At 52.9% G+C, this 12,011-nt stretch carries 10 protein-coding genes; 2 read left to right on the top strand and 8 right to left on the bottom strand.

What is annotated here, in order from left to right:
* Position 1 precedes the first annotated feature (1 nt).
* The 4 genes from BSR28_RS07585 to BSR28_RS07570 all read right to left on the bottom strand — a co-directional run bounded on the left by BSR28_RS07585 (position 2) and on the right by BSR28_RS07570 (position 4,442).
* Positions 2 to 1,165 carry a 5-(carboxyamino)imidazole ribonucleotide synthase gene (locus tag BSR28_RS07585; RefSeq protein ID WP_073709530.1) on the bottom strand — a complete coding sequence of 388 codons (1,164 nt, stop codon included), beginning with the start codon at positions 1,163 to 1,165 and terminating at the stop codon, positions 2 to 4.
* A gap of 104 nt (positions 1,166 to 1,269) precedes the next feature.
* The gene (locus BSR28_RS07580; RefSeq protein WP_158020335.1) at positions 1,270 to 2,604 is read right to left on the bottom strand and encodes a sensor histidine kinase; all 1,335 of its coding nucleotides are present in this window, start codon (positions 2,602 to 2,604) and stop codon (positions 1,270 to 1,272) included.
* A gap of 40 nt (positions 2,605 to 2,644) precedes the next feature.
* Positions 2,645 to 3,328, bottom strand: coding sequence for a response regulator transcription factor (locus tag BSR28_RS07575; protein ID WP_073709531.1), 684 nt, complete (start codon positions 3,326 to 3,328; stop codon positions 2,645 to 2,647).
* Positions 3,329 to 3,365: 37 nt separating this feature from the next.
* The gene (locus BSR28_RS07570; RefSeq protein WP_089024685.1) at positions 3,366 to 4,442 is read right to left on the bottom strand and encodes an adenylate/guanylate cyclase domain-containing protein; all 1,077 of its coding nucleotides are present in this window, start codon (positions 4,440 to 4,442) and stop codon (positions 3,366 to 3,368) included.
* 28 nt (positions 4,443 to 4,470) lie between these two features.
* On the opposite strand from BSR28_RS07570, the gene BSR28_RS07565 reads away from it, so the two are divergent.
* Positions 4,471 to 5,205 (top strand): Maf family protein, encoded by a 735-nt coding sequence (locus tag BSR28_RS07565; RefSeq protein WP_073709532.1) that lies wholly within the window; start codon positions 4,471 to 4,473, stop codon positions 5,203 to 5,205.
* Positions 5,206 to 5,285: 80 nt separating this feature from the next.
* Here BSR28_RS07565 and dapC read toward each other — a convergent pair whose 3' ends face one another.
* From dapC to typA, 4 genes are all read right to left on the bottom strand, one after another.
* Positions 5,286 to 6,428 carry a succinyldiaminopimelate transaminase gene (dapC, locus tag BSR28_RS07560; protein ID WP_233120635.1) on the bottom strand — a complete coding sequence of 381 codons (1,143 nt, stop codon included), beginning with the start codon at positions 6,426 to 6,428 and terminating at the stop codon, positions 5,286 to 5,288.
* A 30-nt stretch (positions 6,429 to 6,458) separates the two neighbouring features.
* Positions 6,459 to 6,806: a ferredoxin gene (fdxA, locus tag BSR28_RS07555; protein ID WP_073709534.1), complete on the bottom strand. Its 348-nt coding sequence runs from the start codon at positions 6,804 to 6,806 to the stop codon at positions 6,459 to 6,461.
* Positions 6,807 to 6,910: 104 nt separating this feature from the next.
* Positions 6,911 to 8,461, bottom strand: a complete 1,551-nt coding sequence (locus tag BSR28_RS07550) for a VanW family protein (protein ID WP_073713839.1) — start codon at positions 8,459 to 8,461, stop codon at positions 6,911 to 6,913.
* A 309-nt stretch (positions 8,462 to 8,770) separates the two neighbouring features.
* Positions 8,771 to 10,693, bottom strand: a complete 1,923-nt coding sequence (typA, locus tag BSR28_RS07545) for a translational GTPase TypA (protein ID WP_073709536.1) — start codon at positions 10,691 to 10,693, stop codon at positions 8,771 to 8,773.
* A gap of 331 nt (positions 10,694 to 11,024) precedes the next feature.
* On the opposite strand from typA, the gene BSR28_RS07540 reads away from it, so the two are divergent.
* A complete protein-coding gene (locus tag BSR28_RS07540) occupies positions 11,025 to 12,008 on the top strand; it encodes an ABC transporter permease (protein WP_073709537.1) in 984 nt (327 codons plus the stop codon).
* Positions 12,009 to 12,011: the final 3 nt, after the last annotated feature.

Below are 12,011 nucleotides of genomic sequence, written 5' to 3'. Positions count from 1 at the left end.
CCTAGTTACCTTTCAATACATTAACGGCGCGTTCTGCCTGTTCGAGGCAGCTTTGGTAGTCGGTGCCGGTTACAGTCACATGACCGAGCTTTCGGCCAGGTCGTACGCCTTTTCCGTAGAGATGGACGCGGGCTTCTGGCGCTACTTGAGCGACCTGGCCAATTGCGGCAGCCGGGTCAACCAAGTTGGATCCCAGTAGATTTACCATCACGGCAGTGCCACAGGACAGTTCTGGAGAAGTCAGGGGTAGATCCAAAACAGCCCGCAGGTGCTGTGCAAACTGACTGGTATGTGCTCCATCGATGGTCCAGTGTCCAGAGTTGTGGGGGCGCATGGCTAGTTCGTTGATATAGAAAGTACCCTCATCATCGCAGAGGAACATTTCAACTGCTAGGACCCCAGTAACGTCTAGTTCGGCGGCAATAATCTGGGCTGCTTCGAGCGCTTTTTCGGCAACCTTTGGATCGAGGTTTGGGGCGGGAGCGATGGCACTGTAGCAGACTCCGTCCCGCTGTTCAGTTTGGGTGATGGGCCAGCACTTCATTTCGCCAGCTCGTTTTTGCCCAGCCACTTCAGTTTCACCTGAGGGTCGGCGAGCGACCAGTACGGCTAGTTCACGGCTGAAGTTGATTTTTTGTTCTGCGATCAAACCGTAGTCCTGGCTTAGCCAATCGGCAATGTCGGATGCTTGACTGACTACTCTGACGCCTTTGCCGTCGTAACCCCCTCGGGTAGTTTTTACGACTACCTCGGGACCATATTGGTCAATAAAAGTTTCCAGCTCTGAGTTTGTTTCGATGGCTTTAAAGGCGGGTACCGGTAGCCCCAGTTCGGCGATCTTCTGGCGCATTTCTAGTTTGTCTTGCGCGTAGATTAGGGCTTCTGGACGAGGTCGCACCGGATAGTGCTTTTGGATTTCCTTAAGTACCGGGTCTGGTACGTGTTCGTGCTCAAAAGTAATGACATCTAAAGGCTCAGCAAGGACTGCTTGCACGTCATCAATTACGCGGCAGTCACCAACGGGCGCGGTGGGAACTACTTTAGCTGCAGAGCCATCAGGGGCTTCAGCTAGAACCTTAAGCTCAATATCAAGACTAATTGCTGCTTGTTGCATCATTCGGGCCAGTTGTCCGCCACCCAAGACGCTTACATGATAGGTAGTCACGGGGCTTAGCCTATCAAAAGGCCTGTGTTTCTGCCCAATTCAAGCTGCCGCTAGAACCCGAGAAGGTCATGTCGGGACATGAACAGGTTGAGGGTAACGGAGACTTAGGTGAGGTGTGAACGGCGTCTTCCAGAGACAATAAAGGCACCTTTTTCCTTCAGGGAGCTGGGAGCTGCCTGTAGGGAAACCCGGAAGGTGGGTGGCCGGCGGGTATAGAGCGTTAGGCTTCCCCCGTCTGCGGCTACTAGTTCTGCGGCGATGCCTAGCCCCAGACCGGAAGAACCTCGACCAGAAAAACCTTTTTCGAAGATCTTTTCGGCGATCTCGTCTTCAACGCCTTCTCCCTCGTCGCTAACGTCGATGATAAAGGCTTTTCCATCTTTAGCGCCGTGGGCGTGGACTCGAGTCACACCCGCACCGTATGCAAGGGAGTTTTCTAGCAGGGTCGCCAAAATCTGGCTGATTACCGCCGGGGTAGCCATAACATTGCCCTGTGAGTCATCTTGGAAAGCTAGCGTACGTTGCTTGCGAGCAAAGACCTCTTCCCACTCTTCTCTTAGCGGGGAGAAGATTTCAAGAATCGAGATGCTTTGTCCACTGCCGCCTCCGCGCTTGGAAGATTGTTTTAGTAGTACTTCGATAACTTCTGCTAGGCGTTCCGTTTGGGATAGGCAGCCTTGAATTTCGGGGGTTAACTCCGGATCTTGATTAAGGTAATCGAGTTCTTCAAGTCTTAAGGTTAAGGCCGTAAGCGGCGTACGTACCTGGTGGGAGACATCGCGAGAGAATTGACGTTCGGCTGCGATTCGGGCTGCCATTCGTTCAGAGGTGCGGGCCAACTCGGCCTGCACTAGGTCGATTTCTTCGATCCCGGACTGCTGTGCCCGGCCACGAATTTGTCCCGACCCTAGCTGTTCTGCTTGGGCGGCTAGGAAAATCATTGGGGCAGAAATCACTCGCGCGGCCCGCTTGGCCAACAGGTAGCTAATAGCCAATAGAACGGCAGCGCCCACAATCACCAAGACGTTCGCTAGAATGATCCAGCGCAGGACTGAAGTGGCATCACGTTGAGCATATAGGACTGAGCCATCGCCTAGGGCTTTGGAGACGTCGACATGGGGGAATCCCAAGGGGCTACCCACGTGAGCAATAGTATGGTTCCCTTCGTAGATTTGCAGATAACCTACTGGGCGGGTGGCGTCAGCATGCCAGTTGTTTAACCAGATTTCTTCGCGGAAGATATTCCGGGAGGAAGAGTTTAAGACTTTTGCTAGTGCGTCCATTTGCAGTTCGAATGAATACTGCTCATTGCGCCACAGCAGCAAGGAAGAGAAGAAGGCCGTCGGGATCGCGAACATGGCCACTGCAAAGAACACTGCCCCGACAGTCATGCGGACGGCGAAGTGTTGGATAGAAGTGCCCCGCTGCGAACGTTTCACAGCGGGGTTACTACGATTTCGGCGTTTAGCCATCGATCACTTAGATAGGATTCTCTTCGAAGCGGAAGCCCATGCCTCGAACCGTCGAGATGTACTTCGGCTGAGAGGCCTCATCTGCTAGCTTTTTACGTAGCCAAGAGATATGCATATCGAGCGTCTTGGAGGAGCTATTCGGATCGGTCGACCAGACCTTGCGCATTAGCACCTCCCGGGAGACGACGTTCCCAGCTTCGGAGATTAGCAATGCTAGTAGATCAAACTCCTTGGCGGTTAACTGTAGTTCTTGATTGCCCTGGTAGGCACGGTGTGCTGCCATATCAATATGAATGTCTTGGCAGGAAAGATCTGAAGGTACCGCTTCGTCGGTAACTGAGCGGCGCAGTAGAGCCCGAACGCGGGCCATAAGTTCAGCCAAGCGGAAAGGTTTAGTCACATAGTCATCCGCACCGGCGTCTAGCCCGACGACCATATCGACTTCTTCGGTACGAGCGGTCAAGATCAGAATCGGAAGCCCAAGGCCACGTGCACGAATCTGACGTGCTACATCAAGACCATCCATATCTGGCAGGCCCAGATCGAGGACCACTAGATCGCAATCTGCGACGTCCTCTAAAGCACTAGCGCCAGTCTCATGGGAAACGACCGTATAGCCTTCTCGCTGTAAAGCTCGGGCGAGCGGTTCACGAATGGCAATATCGTCTTCGACTAATAAAACTTTACTCACACCTAGATATTATCGCTAGGTCCGCTTTACGTCCACTTTACACACTAGGGGTAATCGTATTACGTCTGTTGAGCAGGTACCGTTCGACAATACCTAAACCTTGCATTGGTAAGGGTTCGATCTCTCGAAGGTAATATTCCTCTCCCCAACCGGCAGCTTCAATTGCCTGCGCCGTTTGCGCGTCGAGACAGACCCCTCCCTGTGGCGCAGAATCGACCAGTCGCGAAGCAAGATTCACCGGCGGCCCAAAAACGTCACCAGAGCGAGATACCACATAGCCTTCCACAAGGGAGGCACGGACCGGCAGGATATCTTCCGAGGCGTTAAATCTTTCGACTAAGGCGCAAACTACGTCGGCTGCCGTCTGAAGGTCATCGGCAATATAAAAGACCGCGTCACCAATATTCTTTACGATTCGCGCCCCGCGAGAGGTGATTACATCTCGCGCTAGGTATTCGAATTTCTTAATTAGACGAGCCAAGGCCATGGGTCCAAGGCGAGCTGAAGTCGAAGTGTAAGAAACCATATCGACAAAGCCTAGGGAACGACGCAGCGGATAGCGATTGGGAGCATATTCATCGCGTCCTCGGCGGGCATATTCAGCGTCGGTACGTTCCAAAAGTGAGTAGAGATGGCGACGCATCGCGTAGATGGTTTGCTTTTCCAAAAGGGGCTGCACCATTCGCATGTGGTCAAGCATGACCAGACGGGCGGAAGTATCATCTAAGGCCAACCGTCGGGCACGGTCTTCTACTAGCGCCTCAACTTGCCAAAGGGCCAGACGATCAGAGATATAGCTGTGGGCTCGCAGCATTGAGATTAAGGTACTCTCATCGATGACCTTCGACGCCAGCAACTGTTGGGCGTCAACTAGTGCGGCTACATCCTCATTAGTGAAGATTCGCTGATCGGGGTGGGTATCGGCGAAACCCATTGCGCGCCAAAAATCGGCTGCTACCTGTTCCGTAACTTGGGCTTGCTCGGCTAATTCAGCCAGCGTGTAACGTTTTTCTCCACCGATTAGGAGCTTCTGTAATTGCGCAATTGTAGACTCGGGATGGGTGCGGGACGCACGCATCTCCGAGGCGTTAATTTCGTCAAAACTTTGGCTCACGACACTATTCTAGGCCAAAATAGGAAGTATGACACATAAAAAAGGTACCTTTTCCATAAACTTGGTTTTAGCTTCCGCTTCTCCCGCGCGTCTCAATACCCTAGAAAATGCCGGAATCCAGCCAACGGTTGAAATTTCTGAGGTTGACGAGGATGCGCTTTTAGCCGCTGCCACTGACCTTTCGCCTGCCGAAACCGTAACACTACTGGCTCAAGCTAAGGCCAACGAGGTAGCCCATCGTCTCCAGATTGCAGACTCTTCCACCCCTACTGCGGTGATCGGTGCCGACTCCATGCTTTTCCTTGACGGGGTCTTGCAGGGTAAACCTCATCAACCACATAAAGCTGAACAACGCTGGCAGCAGCAAAGAGGACGCAGCGGCACTCTCTACACCGGGCACGCTCTATTCTTTAATCAGGCCGCACTAGCCTTAGGTAGCTCGGTCCCGCAGGCAGATAGCGCACTCCCCACTGGTTTCACACCAATTGAGCAGATACGAACCCCAAAGAATGCTCTAGAGCTTACGGCGGCAGCCTTTACCGGAGTCGAATTCGGACATATTTCAGATAGCGATCTAGAGGCTTACATTGAAAGTAAGGAACCGCTAAAAGTAGCTGGTGCTTTTACGATCGATGGTTTAGGCGGTGCCTTTATCGACGGTTTAACGGGAGATCCTCATTCCGTGGTGGGGATTTCGCTCCCACTACTACGAATGATGACCTATGCGGCCGGCTTACAGTGGCACTACTTTTGGGCACGCTGAAGCCAGGGTTATTGCAAGCCTGAGCGCGCTAGCCTCGAAGGCTTTAGCTGCTCTCTACGATCAAGCAGTAGGGAAGGTCTTTACCTCTGAGCCACTAAACGGTTGGGCACTTGGGCCATACGCTCATCAGTGGTAGTCAAAGCAATTCGTACGTGACGCAGGGTCTCCGAGCCGGTACCGTAGAAAGCTCCCGGGGCAACTAGAATGCCGGCTTTAGCAAACTCGGCAACCAATTCCCAAGCGTCTGTTACCCCAGCCTTGCTAACCCACAGATAGAGTCCAGCGCGACTCTCTGGGTCAACTTCGTAACCGGCAGCTAGAAGAGCTTCCCGGAGGATTTCCCGGCGACGCGCGTAACGAGCCTTTTGCACTTCCACATGGGAACGGTCGGTTAAAACCTGCGCGAAAGCAGCCTGTACTGGGCCTGGAACCATCAAACCGGAATGCTTTCGCACCTCGGTGAGGCGAGCCATCAGTTTTTTGTCTCCCGCGACTAGAGCTGCGCGGTATCCCGCAAAATTGGCTTCTTTCGAAACCGAATACAAGATTAATAGGCCGGTATTGTCACCATCCGTAACCCGCGGGTCTAGAAGTGAAGGCACGCCCTCGGGACCAGCCTCGGGGACTTCCCAAGCAAGGGTGGCATAGCATTCGTCAGCGATTACTACCGCCTGATGTTCACGTGCCCAAGCAACGATCTCACGCATCTGAGCAATCGATGCGACATAGCCGGTCGGGTTCGCAGGATAGTTAATCCAAGCCAGCTCTGCTTCGGGCCAAGTGCTGGGATCCGGACCGACTGAAATGGGCTCAGCACCAGCTAGCAAAGCAGAGATTTCATAGGTTGGGTAGGCGCAGTCAGGAATTAGTACCCGGTCCCCTGGTTCAATACCGAGCTGACCGGGAATTAGCGCCACGGCCTCTTTAGAACCCACCGTAGGCAAGGGCGGATTGTCGGCACTGAGACCAAGATTCCGATTCTTTGCCCAGGCCATTAGGGCCTGTCGAAGTTCGGGGCTACCGATTGCCGGCGGGTAGTTTGGGTAGTTGGCGTGGGCTGAAAGTGCCTGCTGGGCGACCTCGGGCGTAGGATCTACGGGACTTCCCACCGAGAGATTAATAATCCCATCTGGATGTTGTTCGGCCTGCTCTTGGAACGGCTTCAACGAATCCCAGGGAAATGACGGTAGATTCAGCTCTCGCTCGCTCAAAGGTCGTTTCACGTTAACTCTTGTTCCTTAAATAAAGCTGATTTAGTCCAGCCCGTGTTCTTGACGATATTCTTCGTTCTGCGGCGGAAGAGCGGCGATCATGGGGTCATCGAAATCTAGAACGCCAGTATTGAAGGCACCGCCGGGGCTGCCTAGGTCCTTGAAGAAGTCAACATTGGCGCGGTAGTAATCCGACCATTCTTCCGGCACGTCATCCTCATAGTAGATTGCCTCGGTCGGGCATACCGGCTCACAAGCGCCACAGTCTACGCATTCGTCTGGGTGAATGTAAAGGGTACGAGCGCCCTCGTAAATGCAATCGACTGGGCATTCAGCAACGCAGGCACGGTCTTTGACGTCAACACAAGGTTGCGCAATTACGTAGGTCATTAGCTTCCTTCCTTAAAATCTTTAAATCTAATAATACAACTAGCTTCCTAAGATCGGGGTAGCCGCTGCCGATGGCTGCGCCCCGAGGGTGGAAGAAAAGCGCATTAGGGCTTAGGGCCACAAACAATTTGGTTAGCTGGCTTGTAGGTCCAAGTCCAATGTAGGGGCTTTCCCTTTTTCCCATCGTGGGTGATTTCCCGATCAACTGAGACAGTAAAGCCCGAGTTGCCGGCGCCTGAGGGCTCGCAGTTTCGTTCAGTCCGGTATTCGGTCTTAGGAGGCACGATATCGGTCTTTTCAGAAGTGCTCTCTTTAACATCCCAATACTTGGTGGACCAGACGCGGACCGTCATCTTACCGTCTTTTAAAAACCCTTGGAAGAGGATACCGTGGGGAGTATTGTTCTTAACCTTGAGGTCTAGTACCCCACTCCAAAGCGTACATTCACGTCCCATCGGGTAGCGGCGCAGGTATTGCGAGTGAGGCTTGTGTTCCAAGATATCTAAGCCAGCAAAGAAAGCCGCATTTAGGGTGGTTACGCAGCTTTGAGATAAACCGCCGCCTAAAGCATCAATATGCATGCCATCAGAAATCACGCCTGCTTCGGTAAAGCCGGCTTCTTTAGTGATCGGGCCTAGGGCAGCTTCGAGAGAGAAAACCTCATCGGGTTTTACTAGTTTGCCCGTAATTCGCTCCATGCTAACGCGTAGGTTTTGGTCGCGACCTGGCTCCGAAGGGTAAGGAGTAGAGAACTCGGCAACGATTTCCTTGATGCCTAGTTTCTTAAGCGCTTCGGTATCTAGCTCCGGGGCTTTTTCGGCGGTTTTGAGTTCAATCTTTCGACCTTCAGCCGAGGCTGCTCGCATTAATTCTTCGGGTAAGGCCTCCGCATCTAGTTGTTGGCCCGTCTGAGATTCCACGAGTGTTGGGGCATCTAGACTCTTGAAAACGTAGTATGCATCCTTAGGCTGCGGCAGCAGTTTAGGATTCTTTTCTTTAAGCAGCTCATCAAGAGCTGACTGGTCATATTTAACTACTAGAGTTTTAGCGCCGTCTTTTTCCTCTTCCACAAAACTGGTGAATTTGGCTAGTTCTTTAGGCTCTAGGGTGACGCTCTGGTCCTTCACTTGGAGGGTAATCGGACCAGCGAATAGTTTCTCGGCGGTTTCTTGGTAGATTTTTTGCGCGGCCTCAGTAGAGATAGCTGGAGCTTCGGCTTGAGTGCCCACGGTGGCCTCTTTTTGGCCACTTAGCCATGCCTCTTGCAGCGTTTTCCAAGCTTCGTTGGCATCGACCTTTTCTCCATTCACGCCGGCTTTGACCTGAGCGCGACCATCCTGAATCACGATCTGAGCGTTTTGCGGAGCTTGCGCAAGTTCAGTTTCTACTTTTTTAAGAACGGTTTCTTTGGCCTTAGGAGACTCTTTAACTTCAAGGGAGATGTCTCCCATGCCCATGAAGTGCGCCCAAACAAGCTTAGGGTTCAAACTGAAGGTGGTTAGTTTTTGAATCGCTGGTTCAATTTCTACTTTTAGATCCAGCTCGTCGGCACTTATTGCTGTGCTTTTACCCTGCTTAGTTTTTAGATTAAGCGGCGTAGAGTTACGTTTTTCTAGCGCCTCATTCAGAGTAGAGGTGGCCGTTTTGGCGTCCATCCCCCCGATCTCAACACCTAGTGCATGTGCCTTAGCTGGCACTCGAGTTGAAGCTGTCCAAGCTAATAGCAGATAGGACAAACAGAGTACGAGAAGAATCCCAAGACCAGTAAACACATACCAGCGTCGAGTCGACGGTTTCTTAGATGCGTTGCTCTGTTCGGTTTCCAAAATTGGACCTCCAACGGGACGGGCTTTGCCGACACATTAATCTGCCTTGGGGATTTAGCCCCGTTTGGCTACTTTCTCAAAGCAGTATAGACAACCCGGAGAAGGAATGCCGAAGCTCCCCTCTCCGGGCGGGTCTATTTATGCCTTGTTTTCGCGGCGAAGTCGAGCAGCAATCTTGAAGCGTTCTTGAGATTCAAGGACGACCTTACGGACACGGATATCTTCCGGCGTAACCTCAACGCATTCATCATCAGCTGCGAACTCGAGGGATTCTTCTAGAGTTAGTCGACGCGGCGGGGTCAAGTTTTCAAACTGTTCGGCAGTTGCTGAACGCATATTGGTCTGCTTCTTTTCGCGGCAGATATTTACGTCCATATCTTCGCCGCGGGGGTTTTCACCCACAACTTGGCCTTCGTAAACCTCAGAACCCGGCTGAATAATGAAGGAACCGCGCTCTTGCAGCTGCGTCATAGCGTAGGGGGTTGCCTGTCCGGGACGGTCTGAAACTAGCGAACCAGTCAGACGACGAACAATTTCACCCTGCCAGGGCTCGTGTCCAGCCGCGATCGAGGCGGCAATACCGGTTCCGCGAGTTTCGGTGAGGAATGCGGTACGGAAACCGATGAGGCCACGTGCCGGAACCACGAACTCAAGTCGAATCCAGCCGGTTCCGTGGTTCGCCATGGTTTCCATCCGGCCCTTACGGGCGGCCATGAGCTGGGTGACGGCACCAAGGTGTTCTTCCGGGATGTCGATGGTCATGCGTTCCATCGGCTCGTACTTCTTGCCGTCAATCATCTTGGTAACTACCTGCGGCTTACCGACGGTAAGTTCGAAGCCTTCGCGACGCATCTGTTCAACCAAGATGGCTAGGGCTAGTTCACCACGTCCCTGCACTTCCCAGGCGTCGGGTCGTGAGGTGGGCAGAACCTTGAGTGAGACGTTACCGATCAGTTCACGATCAAGACGGTCCTTTACCTGTCGAGCAGTCACCTTAGCACCCTTGACGCGGCCGGCCATCGGTGAGGTGTTGATACCGATGGTCATGGAGATTGCGGGGTCGTCTACCTGAATGAGCGGTAGCGGGCGCGGATCTTCCGGATCCACCAGAGATTCACCAATCGTAATGTCTTCGATACCGGCAACGGCGACAATCTCACCGGCGTGAGCCTCAGTAGCGGGAACGCGGTCTAGCCCCTCGGTGACTAGCAGTTCGGAGATTCGCACGTTAGCGGTGGAACCGTCTTGCTTGACCCACTGAACGGTCTGTCCCTTCTTGAGGGTACCGTTGTGGATGCGCAGCAGTGCTAGACGTCCTAGGAAGGGAGAGGCGTCAAGGTTGGTGACGTGCGCCTGTAGTGGTGCTTCCGGATCGTATGAGGGTCCGGGGATCCGGTTAAGGATAGTTTCGAATAGCGGCTGCAGGTCAGAGTCAGGCAGTCCCCCGTCTTCCGGCTGGTTCAAGGAAGACTTACCGGCTTTGGCGCTCGCGTAAACTACGGGGACGTCTAGGAGTGCGTCAAGGTCGACCTCGCCACCTTCATCGTCTAGGTCCTGAGCTAGCGAAAGCAGCAGGTCGGTTGTTTCAGAGACAACTTCGCTAATACGCGAATCGGGACGGTCTACCTTATTCACGACGACAACTACGGGAAGGTTCGCAGCTAGGGCCTTACGTAGAACGAAACGGGTCTGCGGCAGCGGGCCTTCAGAGGCATCGACCAGCAGTACCACGCCGTCAACCATGGATAGACCGCGTTCGACCTCGCCGCCGAAGTCGGCGTGTCCGGGGGTATCGATGACGTTAATTACTACGCCGTCTTCCAGCCCTAAGGCTGAGGCGGCCGGGCCACGGTAGTGGACAGCGGTATTTTTGGCGAGGATGGTAATGCCCTTTTCGCGCTCTAGGTCACCAGAGTCCATTACGCGTTCACCGGTTTTTTCGACCGTATCGTGGTCTGAGAACACTCCAGATTGCCAAAGCATGGCGTCTACCAGGGTGGTTTTACCATGGTCAACGTGGGCCACAATCGCTACATTTCGCATATCCGGGCGTACTGCCATATATCTTCAACCTTACTTCAAAATAGGAAACATGCACCTTGCGTATTTAGGAGCATATTATTGGTTCATTTAGAGAATAGCGCACCTAGATAATGCACCTATCAATCAAGGTCACCGATAAGTCGCACCTCACACTGAACGCCGAAAAAAGAGAGTTTTTTTGGCAAATGCCAAGCACTTTTTATGTATTTCAGACCACATAAAATGTGATCCAGGCACTAACTGAACAAGCATTTTAAGGTTTTCTGATTTATTCTTTAAGACCAGAAGCAAGATACAAGTGGTGTATCTAGTAGCTTTAAATGTTTCTACGCAGAGAAGGGATGTTGACGTGATCAAATACGTCCTCAGGAAGTTAGCGTCCTGGACCCTGATGATTTTCATTGCCACGAATATTACTTATTTCTTGGCAAATATGTTCTTGGATCCGCGTGCCCGCTACATGGAAATGAAGCCGCCGCCCAAGGAAGAAGTCATCCTAGCCAAGCTCCAGCCGCTCAATCTAAACCCCACCGAATCTATTTTCGTCCGCTGGTGGCGCTGGATTTCCGGCATCTTCACACAGTGGGATTGGGGTAAGGATCCTATGGGCGTACCCGTCAATGGCGAAATCGCCTACCGTATTTGGGTGTCCGCCGAGCTAGTCATTGGCGCTACGATCATCGCCACGATTCTTGGTATCTCACTAGGTATTTACACCGCCTCCCGTCAGTACAAGTTTGCTGACCGCTTCTGGCAGGGCGTATCCATTGTGGCCTTGAACCTGCACGTAATCGTTGCCTCAATGCTGGTCGTATTCCTCGCCCTGTGGATCAACAAGAAGGCTGGTACCACCGTCTTCTACGTCACCGGTGCTGCAAACATCGGCGTTGAGGGTACGTGGCACAAGTTTTTAGATGCTTTAAGGCACGTGGCAATGCCTACCCTGGCACTAGTGATGGTCTCCTTCGCTGGTACACACATGCTGCAGCGTTCGCTACTGCTGGACAACATCAACGCCGACTACGTCCGCACTGCTCGCGCCAAGGGCCTGACCCGCCACGCAGCTATTCGTAAGCACGCCATGCGTACCTCAATCATTCCGGTCGCTACGCAGATCGCCTTCTCGATTCCCGGCATCTTCGGTGGTGCCATCCTGACCGAAACAATCTTCGCTTGGAACGGCATGGGTAAGTATTCCGTGGCCACTATTACCACGAATAATATCCATGGCCTAGTAGCCGCTAGCGCCTTCGGTGCCTTGCTAACAGCTATTGGCGCTACCCTAGCGGACATCGCAGTCGTTGCCCTTGACCCACGAGTGAGAGTGAGCTGATCG

The sequence above is a fragment of the Boudabousia liubingyangii genome (assembly GCF_001907245.1).
In the GTDB taxonomy this organism is placed as follows: Bacteria; Actinomycetota; Actinomycetes; order Actinomycetales; family Actinomycetaceae; genus Boudabousia; species Boudabousia liubingyangii.
Note: the sequence above shows the minus strand (reverse complement) of the source record. Positions and strands in the feature narration are given on the sequence as shown.

What these genes read in the sequence shown, in the direction of transcription:
- fdxA (WP_073709534.1), bottom strand. Translation starts at nt 6,806, where the DNA reads ATGACCTACGTAATTGCGCAACCTTGTGTTGACGTCAAAGACCGTGCC.
- typA (WP_073709536.1), bottom strand. Translation starts at nt 10,693, where the DNA reads ATGGCAGTACGCCCGGATATGCGAAATGTAGCGATTGTGGCCCACGTT.
- BSR28_RS07550 (WP_073713839.1), bottom strand. Translation starts at nt 8,461, where the DNA reads ATGGACGCCAAAACGGCCACCTCTACTCTGAATGAGGCGCTAGAAAAA.
- BSR28_RS07565 (WP_073709532.1), top strand. Translation starts at nt 4,471, where the DNA reads ATGACACATAAAAAAGGTACCTTTTCCATAAACTTGGTTTTAGCTTCC.